The organism is Bacillus sp. B1(2022), assembly GCF_040259625.1.
Taxonomy (GTDB): Bacteria; Bacillota; Bacilli; order Bacillales; family Bacillaceae; genus Bacillus; species Bacillus velezensis.
On sequence record NZ_JANIFO010000016.1, the window covers coordinates 44,653 to 59,636 of the forward strand.

Annotated in this window: 22 protein-coding genes and 1 pseudogene; 20 read left to right on the forward strand and 3 right to left on the reverse strand. The window is 44.9% G+C overall.

The window, feature by feature from the left end; genetic code table 11:
* The first annotated feature begins 11 nt into the window (after positions 1–11).
* From NQS30_RS20365 to NQS30_RS20440, 16 genes and pseudogenes are all read left to right on the forward strand, one after another.
* Entirely contained in the window at positions 12–665 is a 654-nt protein-coding gene (locus NQS30_RS20365) for an adenylate kinase (protein WP_007410407.1), read from the forward strand.
* On the forward strand, positions 662–1,408 hold the full coding sequence (gene map / locus NQS30_RS20370) for a type I methionyl aminopeptidase (RefSeq protein WP_007410408.1): 747 nt from the start codon (positions 662–664) through the stop codon (positions 1,406–1,408). The genes NQS30_RS20365 and map overlap by 4 nt, the downstream gene beginning before the upstream one ends.
* 64 nt (positions 1,409–1,472) lie before the next feature.
* Positions 1,473–1,755, forward strand: a pseudogene (locus NQS30_RS20375) (KOW domain-containing RNA-binding protein).
* Complete coding sequence (gene infA / locus NQS30_RS20380; RefSeq protein ID WP_003156508.1) at positions 1,733–1,951, forward strand: translation initiation factor IF-1; 219 nt, start codon at positions 1,733–1,735, stop codon at positions 1,949–1,951. Before NQS30_RS20375 ends, infA begins: the two are co-directional and overlap by 23 nt.
* A gap of 33 nt (positions 1,952–1,984) precedes the next feature.
* Entirely contained in the window at positions 1,985–2,098 is a 114-nt protein-coding gene (gene rpmJ / locus NQS30_RS20385; protein WP_003156543.1) for a 50S ribosomal protein L36, read from the forward strand.
* A gap of 22 nt (positions 2,099–2,120) precedes the next feature.
* Complete coding sequence (gene rpsM / locus NQS30_RS20390; protein WP_003156545.1) at positions 2,121–2,486, forward strand: 30S ribosomal protein S13; 366 nt, start codon at positions 2,121–2,123, stop codon at positions 2,484–2,486.
* 20 nt (positions 2,487–2,506) lie between these two features.
* A complete protein-coding gene (gene rpsK, locus NQS30_RS20395) occupies positions 2,507–2,902 on the forward strand; it encodes a 30S ribosomal protein S11 (protein ID WP_007410409.1) in 396 nt (131 codons plus the stop codon).
* 176 nt (positions 2,903–3,078) lie between these two features.
* Positions 3,079–4,023, forward strand: a complete 945-nt coding sequence (locus NQS30_RS20400) for a DNA-directed RNA polymerase subunit alpha (RefSeq protein WP_003156549.1) — start codon at positions 3,079–3,081, stop codon at positions 4,021–4,023.
* Between the two features lie 77 nt (positions 4,024–4,100).
* A complete protein-coding gene (rplQ, locus tag NQS30_RS20405; RefSeq protein WP_003156550.1) occupies positions 4,101–4,463 on the forward strand; it encodes a 50S ribosomal protein L17 in 363 nt (120 codons plus the stop codon).
* 131 nt (positions 4,464–4,594) lie between these two features.
* Entirely contained in the window at positions 4,595–5,440 is an 846-nt protein-coding gene (locus NQS30_RS20410) for an energy-coupling factor ABC transporter ATP-binding protein (RefSeq protein WP_007615256.1), read from the forward strand.
* Positions 5,416–6,285 carry an energy-coupling factor ABC transporter ATP-binding protein gene (locus tag NQS30_RS20415; RefSeq protein ID WP_014416754.1) on the forward strand — a complete coding sequence of 290 codons (870 nt, stop codon included), beginning with the start codon at positions 5,416–5,418 and terminating at the stop codon, positions 6,283–6,285. Before NQS30_RS20410 ends, NQS30_RS20415 begins: the two co-directional genes overlap by 25 nt.
* The gene (locus NQS30_RS20420) at positions 6,282–7,079 is read left to right on the forward strand and encodes an energy-coupling factor transporter transmembrane component T family protein (RefSeq protein WP_059366897.1); all 798 of its coding nucleotides are present in this window, start codon (positions 6,282–6,284) and stop codon (positions 7,077–7,079) included. Before NQS30_RS20415 ends, NQS30_RS20420 begins: the two co-directional genes overlap by 4 nt.
* A 12-nt stretch (positions 7,080–7,091) precedes the next feature.
* A complete protein-coding gene (truA, locus tag NQS30_RS20425; RefSeq protein WP_032870974.1) occupies positions 7,092–7,835 on the forward strand; it encodes a tRNA pseudouridine(38-40) synthase TruA in 744 nt (247 codons plus the stop codon).
* 159 nt (positions 7,836–7,994) lie between these two features.
* The gene (gene rplM, locus NQS30_RS20430; protein ID WP_003225844.1) at positions 7,995–8,432 is read left to right on the forward strand and encodes a 50S ribosomal protein L13; all 438 of its coding nucleotides are present in this window, start codon (positions 7,995–7,997) and stop codon (positions 8,430–8,432) included.
* 20 nt (positions 8,433–8,452) lie between these two features.
* Positions 8,453–8,845: a 30S ribosomal protein S9 gene (gene rpsI / locus NQS30_RS20435; protein ID WP_003225846.1), complete on the forward strand. Its 393-nt coding sequence runs from the start codon at positions 8,453–8,455 to the stop codon at positions 8,843–8,845.
* A 137-nt stretch (positions 8,846–8,982) separates the two neighbouring features.
* Positions 8,983–9,750, forward strand: a complete 768-nt coding sequence (locus NQS30_RS20440) for a class I SAM-dependent methyltransferase (protein ID WP_007410414.1) — start codon at positions 8,983–8,985, stop codon at positions 9,748–9,750.
* Positions 9,751–9,763: 13 nt separating this feature from the next.
* Here the strand turns inward: NQS30_RS20440 and NQS30_RS20445 are convergent, their stop codons facing one another.
* The gene (locus NQS30_RS20445) at positions 9,764–10,237 is read right to left on the reverse strand and encodes a DinB family protein (protein WP_122503660.1); all 474 of its coding nucleotides are present in this window, start codon (positions 10,235–10,237) and stop codon (positions 9,764–9,766) included.
* A 130-nt stretch (positions 10,238–10,367) separates the two neighbouring features.
* On the opposite strand from NQS30_RS20445, the gene NQS30_RS20450 reads away from it, so the two are divergent.
* From NQS30_RS20450 to NQS30_RS20460, 3 genes are all read left to right on the forward strand, one after another.
* On the forward strand, positions 10,368–10,811 hold the full coding sequence (locus NQS30_RS20450; protein WP_011996201.1) for a DUF2521 family protein: 444 nt from the start codon (positions 10,368–10,370) through the stop codon (positions 10,809–10,811).
* A 60-nt stretch (positions 10,812–10,871) separates the two neighbouring features.
* On the forward strand, positions 10,872–11,585 hold the full coding sequence (gene cwlD, locus NQS30_RS20455) for an N-acetylmuramoyl-L-alanine amidase CwlD (RefSeq protein WP_007410417.1): 714 nt from the start codon (positions 10,872–10,874) through the stop codon (positions 11,583–11,585).
* A gap of 79 nt (positions 11,586–11,664) precedes the next feature.
* On the forward strand, positions 11,665–12,717 hold the full coding sequence (locus tag NQS30_RS20460; RefSeq protein ID WP_007410418.1) for an Mrp/NBP35 family ATP-binding protein: 1,053 nt from the start codon (positions 11,665–11,667) through the stop codon (positions 12,715–12,717).
* Positions 12,718–12,749: 32 nt separating this feature from the next.
* Here NQS30_RS20460 and gerD read toward each other — a convergent pair whose 3' ends face one another.
* Positions 12,750–13,307: a spore germination lipoprotein GerD gene (gene gerD, locus NQS30_RS20465; protein WP_007410419.1), complete on the reverse strand. Its 558-nt coding sequence runs from the start codon at positions 13,305–13,307 to the stop codon at positions 12,750–12,752.
* 107 nt (positions 13,308–13,414) lie between these two features.
* Here gerD and kbaA point away from each other — a divergent pair, with 107 nt between their 5' ends.
* Positions 13,415–14,011, forward strand: coding sequence for a KinB-signaling pathway activation protein (gene kbaA / locus NQS30_RS20470; protein ID WP_007410420.1), 597 nt, complete (start codon positions 13,415–13,417; stop codon positions 14,009–14,011).
* On the opposite strand, the gene pdaB is transcribed toward kbaA, so the two are convergent.
* Positions 14,012–14,776, reverse strand: a complete 765-nt coding sequence (gene pdaB, locus NQS30_RS20475; protein ID WP_218791444.1) for a polysaccharide deacetylase family sporulation protein PdaB — start codon at positions 14,774–14,776, stop codon at positions 14,012–14,014.
* Positions 14,777–14,984 lie beyond the last annotated feature (208 nt).

A 14,984-nucleotide genomic window follows, 5' to 3' on the forward strand; every position in this document is an offset into this window, starting at 1 on the left:
GGGAAATCCGAATGAACTTAGTCTTAATGGGACTTCCTGGAGCCGGTAAAGGCACACAGGGAGAACGAATTGTTGAGGATTATGGGATACCTCATATCTCAACGGGAGATATGTTCCGTGCTGCTATGAAAGAAGAAACACCACTCGGACTCGAAGCAAAGTCTTATATTGATAAAGGCGAGCTCGTACCGGACGAAGTCACAATCGGCATTGTCAAAGAAAGACTCGGCAAAGATGATTGTGAAAGAGGTTTTCTTCTGGACGGATTTCCGCGAACAGTCGCTCAGGCTGAAGCTCTTGAAAATATTCTTGAGGAATACGGCAAGCCGATTGATTATGTCATTAACATTAAAGTAGACAAAGACTCTTTAATGGAACGTTTGACTGGACGCAGAATTTGCAGTGTTTGCGGCACAACCTATCATTTGGTTTTCAATCCGCCGAAAACGCCGGGTGTTTGTGATAAAGACGGAGGAGACCTTTATCAACGGGCAGATGATAATGAGGAAACCGTCTCAAAACGGCTTGAGGTCAACATGAAGCAGACTCAGCCTTTACTCGATTTTTATTCTGAGAAAGGGTATCTTGTCAACGTCAATGGCCAGCAGGACATTAACGACGTGTACAAAGATGTGAAAGAGCTTCTTGGAGGATTGAGCAAATGATTATCTGTAAGACCCCTCGTGAGCTTGGCATCATGCGGGAAGCAGGGCGAATCGTGGCTTTGACTCATGAAGAGATGAAAAAGCACATTAAACCAGGAATCTCGACAAAAGAATTGGATCAAATTGCCGAACGTTTTATTGAGAAGCAGGGTGCAATCCCATCTTTTAAGGGGTATAATGGGTTTCGCGGGAGCATCTGTGTATCAGTTAATGAAGAACTCGTTCACGGAATACCCGGTAAAAGGGTTTTGCGTGACGGTGACATTATCAGCATTGATATCGGTGCTAAATTAAATGGTTATCATGGTGACTCTGCTTGGACATATCCGGTAGGAAACATCAGTGATGATGATAAACGACTGCTGGAAGTAACAGAGGAGTCTTTATATAAAGGCTTGAAGGAAGCAAAACCAGGTGAACGTTTGTCGAATATTTCCCACGCAATACAAACGTATGTCGAAAATGAGCAGTTTTCAGTTGTTAGGGAGTATGTCGGACATGGTGTTGGTCAAGACTTGCATGAGGATCCGCAAATTCCTCATTACGGTCCGCCAAACAAAGGACCTAGGCTGAAGCCTGGTATGGTTCTCGCTATAGAACCGATGGTTAACGCTGGCAGCCGATATGTGAAAACATTGGCTGATAACTGGACGGTTGTAACGGTAGATGGGAAAAAGTGTGCTCATTTTGAACATACGATTGCGATTACGGAAACGGGTTTTGATATACTGACAAAAGTCTAGATGATGAAATGAATTCCATGACACATGTTTTTCATTCCGCACCTGGGCAGATTGTAGGTTTACAATTGGTCGGAAGAAAAACCGGCTAGCTGCTGTCATCGGAATGAAGATTCATCATCGTGTACTAAAGCAGACGGAGAAAAGCGTACATTTCATTCTCCTTAGAAAAAGAATATCAATCATTTACCCTTTATGATTGCGTATCTCCGGAAGTTCAGAACAGTATAAACGAAACAGGGCGTGTGACAAACGGATAACTGAGATTTTCTCTTTTGAAATTTGTCAGAGAGCAAGTTACTGATTTGAAGAAGGGAGAACACTTGAATGGCGAAAGACGATGTAATTGAAGTGGAAGGTACGATTGTCGAAACACTGCCAAACGCGATGTTCAAAGTTGAACTCGAAAATGGCCATACGGTTTTGGCTCACGTATCTGGTAAAATCCGCATGCACTTCATTCGCATTTTACCTGGAGACAAAGTTACGGTAGAATTATCTCCATATGACTTAACTCGTGGCAGGATTACGTACCGTTACAAATAAAGCACTCCGGAAACTGAAGGAGGTTGGAAACACATGAAAGTGAGACCATCAGTTAAACCAATCTGCGAGAAATGTAAAGTTATTCGCAGAAAAGGAAAAGTAATGGTGATCTGTGAAAATCCAAAGCATAAACAAAAACAAGGATAATTAATAAGGAGGTGCCCAGAGAATGGCTCGTATTGCTGGTGTAGATATCCCACGTGACAAACGTGTTGTTATTTCTTTAACATATGTCTTCGGAATTGGCCGCACAACGGCTCAGCAAGTCTTGAAAGAGGCTGGTGTTTCTGAAGATACTCGTGTGCGTGATCTTACTGAAGAAGAACTTGGTAAAATCCGTGATGTTATTGACAAACTGAAAGTAGAAGGTGACCTTCGCCGTGAAGTTTCTCTTAACATCAAGCGTCTGATCGAAATCGGAAGCTACCGCGGAATCCGCCATCGCAGAGGTTTGCCTGTTCGCGGACAAAACTCTAAAAACAATGCGCGTACTCGTAAAGGTCCGCGTCGTACTGTAGCTAACAAGAAAAAATAAGTAAGGGAGGTACCTAAACAATGGCTGCTGCTCGTAAACAAAACACGCGTAAACGTCGCGTGAAAAAGAATATTGAGTCAGGAATCGCTCATATTCGTTCAACTTTCAACAACACGATCGTTACGATCACTGATACTCATGGTAATGCTCTTTCTTGGTCAAGTGCCGGAGCTCTAGGATTCAGAGGTTCTCGTAAATCTACTCCTTTTGCTGCGCAAATGGCTGCTGAAACAGCTGCTAAAGGTTCAATCGAACACGGACTTAAAACTCTTGAAGTAACTGTTAAAGGACCAGGTTCTGGCCGTGAAGCTGCAATCCGTGCTTTACAAGCTGCCGGACTTGAAGTTACAGCTATCAGAGACGTAACTCCTGTTCCTCATAATGGATGCCGTCCACCAAAACGTCGCCGCGTGTAATTTGTTTGTATAGATTTTGTGTCCCTGTCAATAATGGGTTATGATACAGTTATTTATGAAACGAATGCACCGACTCGTTGCCTGAGCACATACGGGACTAAACAATGGGGAATTTCGGATGGAATCTCATATGATTCTATTCGAGGTTTCGACGTTTTGAAGGAGGGTTTTAAGTAATGATCGAGATTGAAAAACCAAAAATCGAAACGGTTGAAATCAGCGACGATGCCAAATTTGGTAAGTTTGTCGTAGAGCCGCTTGAGCGTGGATATGGTACAACTCTGGGTAACTCCTTACGTCGTATCCTCTTATCCTCACTCCCTGGTGCCGCTGTAACATCGATCCAGATAGATGGTGTACTGCACGAATTCTCGACAATCGAAGGCGTTGTGGAAGATGTTACAACGATAATCTTGCACATTAAAAAGCTTGCATTGAAAATCTACTCTGATGAAGAGAAGACGCTTGAAATTGATGTACAGGGCGAAGGAACTGTCACAGCAGCTGATATTACACACGACAGCGATGTTGAAATCCTTAATCCGGATCTTCATATCGCGACTCTTGGTGAGAATGCGAGTTTCCGAGTTCGCCTTACTGCACAAAGAGGACGTGGGTATACACCTGCTGATTCGAACAAAAGAGACGATCAGCCAATCGGCGTGATTCCGATCGATTCAATCTTTACGCCAGTTTCTCGTTTATCTTATCAGGTAGAAAACACTCGTGTAGGCCAGGTTGCAAACTATGACAAACTTACACTTGATGTTTGGACTGACGGAAGCACTGGACCGAAGGAAGCAATTGCTCTCGGTTCAAAGATTTTAACTGAACACCTTAATATATTCGTCGGTTTAACTGACGAAGCTCAGCATGCTGAAATCATGGTTGAAAAAGAAGAGGATCAAAAAGAAAAAGTTCTTGAAATGACGATTGAGGAACTTGACCTTTCTGTCCGTTCTTACAACTGCTTGAAGCGTGCGGGCATTAACACGGTTCAAGAACTTGCGAACAAGACGGAAGAAGATATGATGAAAGTTCGCAACCTGGGACGCAAATCACTTGAAGAAGTGAAAGCGAAACTAGAAGAACTTGGACTCGGCCTTCGCAAAGACGATTGATCTAGTTTCCATGTGAACTAGGATTTTCGTGTGTTTTTTATTTAGAAACAGCATTCCATTAAAGGAGGGGACATCACATGTCATACAGAAAACTAGGACGTACGAGTTCACAGCGTAAAGCTATGCTTCGTGATCTTACAACAGATTTGATCATCAACGAAAGAATTGAAACAACTGAAACACGTGCGAAAGAACTTCGCTCTGTTGTTGAAAAGATGATCACTCTTGGTAAGCGCGGTGACTTGCATGCTCGTCGTCAAGCAGCTGCATACATTCGCAACGAGGTTGCTAATGAAGAAAATAACCAAGATGCACTTCAAAAATTATTCTCTGACATTGCAACTCGTTACGAGGAGCGCCAAGGCGGATACACACGTATTATGAAGCTTGGTCCTCGCCGTGGTGACGGTGCACCAATGGCAATCATCGAATTGGTTTAATCACATATTTTTGTGTATCTAAAGAAGGGCGGGACAGTTTCTAACTGGATCTATGCCCTTTTTTTAGATATCAGAACTTTTTATCATGAGACAGAAAAGCAGAGCTATAGCTGAGAGGAGGTCAGGCGCCCGTGGATCAAAAACAGCTTATATCCGTAAAAGACATTCTATTCCGCTACCGCAAAGATGCAGAAAGACCGGCGCTGGACGGTGTGAGTCTGGAGGTTTACGAAGGAGAATGGCTTGCTATCGTAGGCCACAACGGTTCAGGGAAGTCGACTTTGGCCAGAGCGCTGAACGGGCTGATTTTGCCTGAGGCCGGAGAAATTGAAGTCGGCGGCATCAAACTGACTGAGGATACCGTGTGGGATGTGCGAAAAAAAATAGGGATGGTCTTTCAGAATCCCGATAACCAATTTGTCGGAACGACTGTTCGCGATGATGTGGCTTTTGGTTTAGAAAACAATGGTGTTCCGCGCGAAGAAATGATTGAGAGAGTAGATTGGGCTGTCACACAAGTCAATATGCAGGATTTTCTTGATCAAGAGCCGCACCATCTCTCCGGAGGTCAAAAACAAAGAGTGGCGATCGCGGGGATTATTGCCGCGCGTCCTGATATTATGATTTTGGATGAAGCGACATCCATGCTTGACCCGATTGGGAGAGAAGAAGTCCTTGATACTGTCAGACGCTTAAAAGATCAGGGCATGGCCACCGTCATTTCGATAACACATGACCTGGAAGAAGCCGCAAGGGCGGACAGGATCATTGTGATGAACGGCGGCAGGAAATATGCAGAGGGCACGCCTGAAGAGATTTTTAAATTAAACGAAGACTTGGTTCGCATCGGTCTTGATTTGCCTTTCTCATTCCAGCTCAGCCTGCTTTTGAAAGAAAGCGGACTGGCGTTAACGAAAAACCATCTGACTCAGGAAGGGCTGGTGAATGAGCTGTGGACATTAAAATCAAAGATGTAGAACACCGCTATCAAATGAAGACACCGTTTGAACGGCTGGCTCTGTATGATATCAATGCCGTGATAAAAGAGGGCAGCTACGTTGCCGTCATCGGGCATACAGGGTCGGGCAAATCGACGCTCCTGCAGCATTTAAACGGGTTGCTGAAACCGACTAAAGGACAGCTTGAACTCGGGAGCACGATTCTGGCAGCCGGTAAAAAGAATAAAGACCTTAAGACTTTGCGAAAAAAAGTCGGAATCGTTTTCCAATTTCCCGAACATCAGCTGTTTGAAGAGACTGTGCTGAAGGACATCGCATTCGGGCCGATGAATTTTGGTGTAAAAAAAGAAGACGCTGAACGGAAAGCAAAAGAAATGCTGGGGCTTGTGGGCCTTCCGGAAGACATTTTGGATCGTTCACCATTTGAGCTCAGCGGCGGCCAGATGCGCAGAGTGGCGATTGCCGGCGTTCTCGCGATGGAGCCGGAAGTGCTGGTTTTGGATGAACCGACGGCCGGTCTTGATCCGAGAGGGCGCCAGGACATTATGGACATGTTCTATGCGCTTCATCAGCGGGGAAACCTGACTACCGTTCTCGTCACCCACAGCATGGAGGACGCCGCCCGCTATGCTGACGAAATGATCGTCATGCACAAAGGAACCATTAAAGCGACGGGGAGTCCGCGTGACTTGTTTGTAAAAGGTGAAGAGATGGCCGAAATGGGACTGGATCTTCCTGAATCGGTGAAGTTTCAGAGACGGCTTGAGAAGGCTCTCGGAGTCAAGTATGAAAAACCCATGCTGACCCTGCAGGATGCCGCCAGTGAAATTAAGGCTTTCTTTCAGGAGGAAAAGGACCAATGATGGACAGCATGATTATCGGAAAGTATGTTCCCGGATCATCGCTTATTCACCGATTGGACCCGCGAACAAAACTTGTCAGCATCTTTCTTTTTGTATGTATCGTTTTTTTGGCAAACAACGTACAGACGTACGCTTTGCTCGGTTTGTTTACATTCGGGGTGATCGCCTTGACTCGCGTGCCGTTCAGCTTTTTGCTGAAGGGGCTTAAGCCGATTATCTGGATTGTGGCGTTTACCTTTTTATTACACATTTTCATGACGCATGAAGGATCTGTCATTTTTCAGCTTGGCTGGTTTAAAGTGTATGAGGGCGGACTTATACAGGGGATTTTTATCTCTCTCCGTTTCGTTTACCTTATCTTTATGACGACGCTGCTGACGCTGACAACAACGCCGATTGAAATAACGGATGGAATGGAGCAGATCCTGAATCCTTTTAAAAAGGTGAAGCTGCCCGTACACGAACTCGCATTGATGATGTCGATATCATTGCGATTTATCCCGACATTGATGGAAGAGACAGATAAAATCATGAAGGCGCAAATGGCGAGGGGTGCGGACTTTACAAGCGGCCCGGTGAAAGACAGAATCAAAGCGGTTGTTCCGCTGCTTGTCCCGCTGTTTGTCAGCGCCTTTAAACGCGCGGAAGAGCTCGCGGTCGCCATGGAGGCGAGAGGCTACCAGGGCGGTGAGGGGAGAACGAAATACAGAAAGCTCGTCTGGACCGGAAAGGATACCGGAGCTATTCTGCTCATCATCGTATTAGCCGTGTTATTGTTTTTCTTAAGAAGTTAGAGGTGCTGCTGAATGAGAGTGAAATGTACCATTGCTTATGACGGGCATTTATTTAACGGATATCAGGTTCAGCCTGGAAAACGGACCGTTCAAAGTGAATTGGAAAAAGCGCTGGCCGTCATCCATAAAACGGACGGCAGAGTGCCTGTGTACTCATCCGGCCGCACGGACAGCGATGTTCATGCTGCCGGGCAGGTCATTCATTTTGATACGCCGCTGTCCATCCCGGGTGAGAAATGGCCGTTTGCGCTCAATGCCCTGCTGCCTGATGATATTGCCGTCAAAACAGCAGAGATTGCGGATGATGGGTTCCATGCACGATTTAGCGCGGTCCAAAAGGAATATCGCTACTTTGTATATACGGAGAAACACCCGGACGTATTTAAACGACATTACGCTTACCATTTTGCATATCCGCTTAATGTGCAGAAAATGAGGGAAGCTTCAAGGCACCTCGTCGGGACACATGATTTCACAAGCTTTTGCGCGGCTGATACCGCGGTTCAGGATAAAGTCAGAACGATTTACGAGCTGGATTGGACTGAGACCGGAGACGGCCTGCAGATGCGGATCACCGGAAACGGTTTTCTCTATAATATGGTCAGAATCATTGCCGGAACGTTATTGGATACAGGAGCTGGAAAATTTTCTCCCGATGATGTAAAAGCAATGCTCGAAGCGAAAGATCGCGAAGCCGCGGGGCGCACCGCACCGGGGCACGGGCTGTATTTATGGAGCGTTTGCTATGACAACTAAACCAGGTGTAACATTTTCTTGACAGAGTCTGCATAAAGTTATAAGATATCATATGGTATGTATTTCAACCCCACGATAAGCCCCGGAACTTATTGTGTTGTGAAATAGAACGTAATCGAAGATTATTGAAAATGACAGATCATTTAGGAGGGAAATTCAATGCGTACAACACCTATGGCTAACGCAAGTACTATTGAACGCAAGTGGTTAGTTGTTGATGCTGCTGGCAAGACTTTAGGACGTCTTTCTACAGAAGTTGCATCTATCCTTCGCGGGAAACACAAACCGACTTACACACCGCACGTTGATACTGGAGATCATGTGATCATCATCAACGCTGAAAAAATCGAGTTAACTGGTAAAAAGTTAACTGACAAAATCTACTACCGTCACACTCAACATCCAGGCGGATTAAAATCAAGAACTGCTCTTGAAATGCGTACAAACTACCCTGAGAAAATGCTTGAGCTTGCTATCAAAGGCATGCTTCCAAAAGGTTCTCTAGGTCGTCAAATGTTCAAGAAATTGAACGTATACCGTGGTTCTGAGCATCCACATGAAGCACAAAAACCTGAAGTTTACGAACTTCGCGGTTAATTAAAAAGGAGGTTACCAATTTGGCACAGGTTCAATATTACGGTACTGGCCGTCGTAAAAGTTCTGTAGCGCGTGTGCGCTTAGTTCCAGGTGAAGGTCGTATCGTCGTTAATAATCGTGAAATCAGCGAGCACATTCCATCTCCAGCTCTAATCGAAGATATCAAACAACCATTAACTTTAACTGAAACAGCTGGTACTTATGATGTTTTAGTAAACGTACATGGAGGCGGCTTATCTGGTCAAGCTGGAGCAATCCGTCATGGTATCGCTCGTGCTTTGCTTGAAGCAGATCCAGAATACCGTGCAACACTTAAACGTGCTGGTCTTCTGACTCGTGACGCTCGTATGAAAGAACGTAAAAAATACGGTCTTAAAGGCGCTCGTCGTGCACCTCAGTTCTCAAAACGTTAATCGTTTTGGATGGCAAAAACCACAACTTCTTGGTTGTGGTTTTTTTGTATTTTTTTCTCATATTCAAGAGGTTATCCGATGTTTTTCTAGAATTGTTTGTTATACTCTATTCATTACCAATAAGGAGCGCAGTTATAATGAATAAGTTAGTCATACATAACAGCAAGGCATGGGATAAAAAAGTCGAAACAGGCAATGAATGGACGGTTGCGGTTGATTCTCATACGATTGGTGAAGCGAAAAAAGGCAATTGGAGCATCAGAATGACCCCCGGAAAAGATGTGCCGGCGGATTGGTTTCCGCCCATAGACGGTCTGAAGGTTCTTTGTCTCGCTTCAGGAGGAGGACAGCAAGGGCCGGTCCTTGCTGCTGCAGGAGCGGACGTGACCATCTTTGACAATTCGGAAAAACAGCTTGCGCAAGACAGAATGGTTGCCGAGCGGGACGATCTTACGCTTCGGACTGTCAAAGGCAGCATGAATGATCTGAGCTGTTTTGATGATGAGTCATTTGATTTTATCGTGCACCCGGTATCGAATTGCTTTGTTGATACGGTTCTTCCGGTATGGAAAGAAGCTCATCGCGTATTGAAAAAAGGCGGGTCTTTAGTCTCCGGTTTTGTAAATCCCGTCGTGTTCTTATTTGATATGGATTTAGAGCAGGAAGGCGTACTAAAAGTAAAGTATTCCATTCCGTTTTCGGATGAAAAAGATCTGAGTAAGAAAAAGGTAAAGGAACTTATTGATAATCATGAAGCGCTTGAATTCGGCCATACGCTGGAGGATCAAATTAAAGGTCAGATTGACGCAGGCTTCATGGTTGCCGGTTTTTACGAGGACAAAGGCGGCCTCGTGCTGGATGAATACATTAATACATACTCCGTAACAAGAAGCATTAAAATATAAAAACGGCATCCCGTCAGAGGTGCTGTTTTTTTGCGGCTTTTTCCTGCGGACGGCTGATCACATTAGCCGAAACCGGTTCTACTCCAATTTCTCTGGCCCAAACCGACAGTTGTCCCATATGGTGAATCTCATGCGCAAGGATGTGGCGGAGAATATCTTCTTTAGGAAAGGTTTGGTCCATCCAGCCCGGCTTAACAAGATCCGGTCCTTTGCGGGAGACCGCATGAATGACATCCTCCCGATACTGTCCAGACAGTTTTCTGAGATCCTGAATGCTCGTATAGTCAGACTCAGCAGGTAAAACATCATCTTTACCTAAAATGGCACGAGCCCAGCTGATCTCGACATCAATGATATGAAATAAAGTCCGCAAGATGCTCTTCATTCCGCCCGTCCGGGTTTTCGTCAGTTCCTCCCGGCTCAGCTTTTCACATATCATAAACCACTCGTCACGCACCGTCCAATTGTATTGAAACAGCTTTTTCATAACGTCACCTCAGCTCTTTCTTCTTCCAGTTAACATAAAACTCCTTCATTTGGGAGGATTTCCACTATCAACAAAGCATGCTTTTTCCCTTTTCCTTTCAAAATAACAGTAAAAAGGAGCGTGGCTGGCAATGGCAGAAGTATTATCTTTTTCAGACGTGAAACGGCAGAAGGATTTTGAGCTTGAGAAGAGTTTACTAAAGGAGCTGTCACTGACGCAGATCATTCAGTCCGTAAAAGCATGTCTTACCCCTTTGTTTCCCTTTCTTCAAGACGAAAACGGCATTCTGAGTGAAGGATGCATAGATTTTGCAATTGAAGCGTATTTATTAGGCGGCCGGTTCGGCGTCTTTGGCTATTATGGTGAGTCTTTGCAGAGGGCAAACGCCCGTTCGGCTGAAGAAGAGGAAGAACTGACGGTCGATTTTTTTGAATATCTTTGCAATTGGACGCATGAGCAATATTCTTCCGTTAAACAAAAAGAAATCTATGAAGCGTCCTGCCGGTTTATCAACAGCTGGTGGACGGAAGGATTTCTGCAAAGAGAAAAACAATGTAAGCTCCGCATGAGGTAATCATAATTTCTTCCCTTGTCCCATACTTATTAATAACGGGGACAAGCGGGAGGGAAAGGTATGACAAAAAAGCTGAAATGGCTCGGTTTTTTACTTGGCTTTATCATATTATTGTGTTTATTCCGGTTTCAATTCCATAATGATGATTCCTGGCGGCCGTGGAGTCTGCCGCTGAGCGGGAAAATCATCTATCTCGATCCGGGACACGGCGGGCCGGACGGAGGCGCCACGGGAGGCAGTCACCTTGAAAAGGACATTACTCTCGAAGTGGCCTCCAGGGTAAGAGACTATTTGCAGGAGCAGGGAGCTTTGGTCATTATGACGCGGGAGACGGATACTGATTTAGCTCCTGAAGGTACGAAAGGCTACAGCAGACGCAAAGCGGAAGATCTGAGAAAGCGCGTGGAAATCATCAACCGTTCAGAGGCGGAGCTTTATATCAGCATTCATCTGAACGCCATACCGTCACCGAGATGGAGCGGCGCCCAAAGCTTCTACTATGGAAAATACGAAGAAAATGAAAAAGTGGCAAAATATATACAGGACGAATTGAGAATCAATTTGGAGAATACAACGAGAAAGGCGAAACGGATACACGGCATTTACTTAATGCAGAATGTAACCAAACCGGGCGCGCTGGTGGAGATCGGATTTCTGTCCAATCCCGCGGAAGCGAAAAGGCTCGGCCAGCCCAAATATCAGGACAAAATCGCTTCTTCCGTGTATAAGGGCGTATTGAGATACTTCACAGAGAAAGGAGACCCTCCCGAGTAAGGAGGGTTTTTCGCCGATTCTATGTTTAATATATGGTATAATACCATTTGTAAACGAATACACAAAGGGTGAGGGTTCGATGATAAGAGAAGATGAAGTAAGAAATATAGTCGGAAACATGCGCGAACCTTTTCTTCATAGACCGCTGGGAGAATTGGATGCCATTAAAGAAGTAAAGATCAAGCCGGAAAAACGGCATGTCAGTGTGAAAATTGCATTGGCAAAAACGGGGACGGCTGAACAGATGGGTATTCAGCAGGAAATCGTATCCGTTCTGAAAGAAGCGGGTGCGGAAACTGTGGGACTGCGGTTTGAAGAGCTGCCGGAAGAAACATTGGCGAAATTCAGCCGGCCGGCTGCTGAAAGCGAAACCCTGCTGAATAGGAAACATCCGCCGGTCTTTCTTGCGGTGGCAAGCGGAAAAGGCGGTGTCGGCAAATCAACGGTTTCCGTCAACCTGGCCATTTCTCTTGCGCGGCTCGGAAAAAAAGTCGGCTTGATCGACGCGGATATATACGGATTCAGCGTGCCGGACATGATGGGTATTACAGTTCGCCCGACAGTAGAAGGAGAAAAACTGCTTCCTGTCGAAAGATTTGGAGTAAAGGTTATGTCGATGGGCTTTTTCGTCGAAGAAAACGCTCCGGTTGTGTGGAGAGGGCCGATGCTGGGCAAGATGCTGAATAACTTCTTCCATGAGGTTGACTGGGGAGAGGTTGACTATATCGTTCTTGATCTGCCGCCCGGCACGGGTGATGTCGCGCTCGATGTACACACGATGCTTCCGAGCTGCAAAGAGATTATCGTATCAACGCCGCACCCTACAGCCGCATTTGTAGCGGCGAGAGCGGGTTCTATGGCGATTAAGACCGATCATGAAGTTGTAGGGGTCATTGAAAATATGGCTTACTATGAAAGTGCAAAAACCGGCGAGAGAGAATATGTGTTCGGTCAAGGCGGGGGAGATAAGCTTGCGGAGGAATTGCAAGTGCCGCTGCTTGGCAGAATTCCTTTAAAACAGCCTGATTGGGACAAGGATCAGTTTGCGCCTTCTGTCTATGACAGAAGTCATCCGATCGGGGAAATTTATATGGGGATCGCCCAGAAAGTCATTGAAAAAACAGCTGAATAAAAAAGGGGCCGGGATCAACACGGCCCGGCCTTTTATTGGCTTTCTTTTTCAGAGCTTGAAGCTGCTTTTTTCAATTCATCCTCGAATTGCTTTTTGAAAAGCGGGCTGGAAAGTGTCTCTGTAATTACATCTTCTAAGTAACTGCGGAACTTTTGGCTTTTCACCAGCTCATAGTATTTTTTATCCATGCCCGGGTCCTGCATGATCTGCATAAAACTTTTCTGATAATCAGGGTCTTTCATCAGTTTTTTTATGATTTTTTCATGCTCGGGCTGAAGAGTTTTTGCAAAGCTCTCGGCGAATTTTGAGTCTTCAAAGATGGTTTTCCAGAACTCCGCCCCTTTTTTAGAGGTGAGGGTTTTCTCTATTGTGCCTTTAATGGCATTTTGATCAATCACCAATGCCTCATTCATCGCATCATCATTTAATATTTCCTTAATTGCCTTTTTTCCATCATCGGTCTTTAATATATCAACAACCATTTTTTTAGTCTGGTCATAATCCATATCCGCTGCTTGGTCTTTTGGAGCACAAGCTGTTACAGATAATAAAACAAAACAGCTTATCAATAGCGTTTTGGCTTTTGACATGCATAAGCTCCTTCCTTACTTGTACTTATTTTTAATATGATTCATCGGAATGGATTTATACATAACAAAATATCGCTGAACGCGATTGTCAGGGGGATGAATAAGAGATGAAAAGCCGCGGGCTTGTTCGATTTTTCTTTTCGATTTTAGCTGTGGGCGCTCTTATTACAAGCGTCGTGGGATTTGCTCTGAAGTGGGGGGAGTACAAGGGGTTCTTTCTGAATTTTGAGGCCGGTCAGATTTTCTCCGTTCTGATCTGGTTTATCGGGGTAGGCATGATTTTCAGTGTGATCAGCCAGATGGGATTCTTCGTTTTTCTGACGGTGCACCGGTTTGCCCTTGAAATTCTCAGATCAAGCTCGCTTTGGAATCTGCTTCAGCTGTTTATCATTCTGTTTGTCGCTTTTGATTTAATGTACGTCAGATTTTTGTTTTTCGGAGAGCGGGATGACTCGATTGCAGGGTTTGTCTGGCTGCCGCTGGCTCTGCTTGCCGTCGGCCTGTTGACGGCGTATATAAAACAAAAGCAGTCCTCAAAAAATACGTTCGTTTCATCATTATTTTTAATGGTCGTTATTACAGCGCTTGAATGGGTTCCTGCGCTACGAGTGAATAATGAGGACTGGCTTTATTTGATGCTGATTCCGCTGATGGGCTGCAATGCGTTTCAGCTGTTAATGCTGCCGAAGTTTGCCCAGAGGTAGTTATTTCACTTCTGATGACTTGACGTCAGTATTTGCGATCAGGTCGCCGACGGTCACGTTTTTCAGTCCTTTTTGCTTTAAATTGTGAATAATGGCGGGGAGCGCTTCTTCAGTCTGTGTTGCTGAATCAGAGGCGTGCAGCAGGACAATGTCGCCGCCTTTTATATGACTGTTTACATTTTCAATGATTTTATCAGGGCCGGGATTTGTCCAATCATGCGAGTTAACGCTGTAATGAACCACTGAATAGTGGTACTGCTGTGCAATGGTAAGAACCTTTTTATTAAATTGTCCGGTCGGCGGGCGGAGTAAATGAACATTCTTCACACCCAGCTTTTTAAATGCGGTCTGGGCCCGGAGGATATCTTTTTTTATTTCATTGTCCTCTAGGTTGGTATAATTCTTATACGCATATCCCATGCTGCCTATTTGATGTCCGTCTTTTACCATACGTTCAACTGTGTCCGGGTGCCGTTCCGCCCAAGAAGCTGACAGAAAAAAAGTAGCGTTTTTAATACCGTTTGCTTTTAGCGCGTTCAGAATCGGAACCGCCTTTTCATCGCCCCAGCTGATATCGAATGTTAATGCGACTTCCCCCGCTTTCGTCTCCCCTTTTGAAATAGCCTTCGGGCCGCTATCAGTTAAAAATACAGGAAGGGGGACGGCTCTCTGTATATAAAAAAAGCTGGCTGCTGCAAATGCGGCAATGATAATAATAAGCAGCTGTTTTATCCTTCTGATGTGCCACACGTAGAAGTGATTCACTGATGACGCCTCCTTATCTTGTCCATGCTTGATTACATCGTATGCCGCGGCGGAGATGAATATAACGAAATACGTTTTAAAAAAATGAAAAAAACACTTGCTAAATTTAAAGAATGCATGGTATATTATTAAACGTCGCTGATGAACAGCAGACAACAACGAAAAGCTTCGGAAACAACTTAAAAAAAGTTGTTGACATAAAAGAAGT

Coding starts and splice junctions, on each gene's coding strand:
- NQS30_RS20365 (WP_007410407.1), top strand. CDS start 12: ATGAACTTAGTCTTAATGGGACTTCCTGGAGCCGGTAAAGGCACACAG.
- map (WP_007410408.1), top strand. CDS start 662: ATGATTATCTGTAAGACCCCTCGTGAGCTTGGCATCATGCGGGAAGCA.
- infA (WP_003156508.1), top strand. CDS start 1,733: ATGGCGAAAGACGATGTAATTGAAGTGGAAGGTACGATTGTCGAAACA.
- rpmJ (WP_003156543.1), top strand. CDS start 1,985: ATGAAAGTGAGACCATCAGTTAAACCAATCTGCGAGAAATGTAAAGTT.
- rpsM (WP_003156545.1), top strand. CDS start 2,121: ATGGCTCGTATTGCTGGTGTAGATATCCCACGTGACAAACGTGTTGTT.
- rpsK (WP_007410409.1), top strand. CDS start 2,507: ATGGCTGCTGCTCGTAAACAAAACACGCGTAAACGTCGCGTGAAAAAG.
- NQS30_RS20400 (WP_003156549.1), top strand. CDS start 3,079: ATGATCGAGATTGAAAAACCAAAAATCGAAACGGTTGAAATCAGCGAC.
- rplQ (WP_003156550.1), top strand. CDS start 4,101: ATGTCATACAGAAAACTAGGACGTACGAGTTCACAGCGTAAAGCTATG.
- NQS30_RS20420 (WP_059366897.1), top strand. CDS start 6,282: ATGATGGACAGCATGATTATCGGAAAGTATGTTCCCGGATCATCGCTT.
- truA (WP_032870974.1), top strand. CDS start 7,092: ATGAGAGTGAAATGTACCATTGCTTATGACGGGCATTTATTTAACGGA.
- rplM (WP_003225844.1), top strand. CDS start 7,995: ATGCGTACAACACCTATGGCTAACGCAAGTACTATTGAACGCAAGTGG.
- NQS30_RS20440 (WP_007410414.1), top strand. CDS start 8,983: ATGAATAAGTTAGTCATACATAACAGCAAGGCATGGGATAAAAAAGTC.
- NQS30_RS20445 (WP_122503660.1), bottom strand. CDS start 10,237: ATGAAAAAGCTGTTTCAATACAATTGGACGGTGCGTGACGAGTGGTTT.
- NQS30_RS20450 (WP_011996201.1), top strand. CDS start 10,368: ATGGCAGAAGTATTATCTTTTTCAGACGTGAAACGGCAGAAGGATTTT.
- cwlD (WP_007410417.1), top strand. CDS start 10,872: ATGACAAAAAAGCTGAAATGGCTCGGTTTTTTACTTGGCTTTATCATA.
- NQS30_RS20460 (WP_007410418.1), top strand. CDS start 11,665: ATGATAAGAGAAGATGAAGTAAGAAATATAGTCGGAAACATGCGCGAA.
- gerD (WP_007410419.1), bottom strand. CDS start 13,307: ATGTCAAAAGCCAAAACGCTATTGATAAGCTGTTTTGTTTTATTATCT.
- kbaA (WP_007410420.1), top strand. CDS start 13,415: ATGAAAAGCCGCGGGCTTGTTCGATTTTTCTTTTCGATTTTAGCTGTG.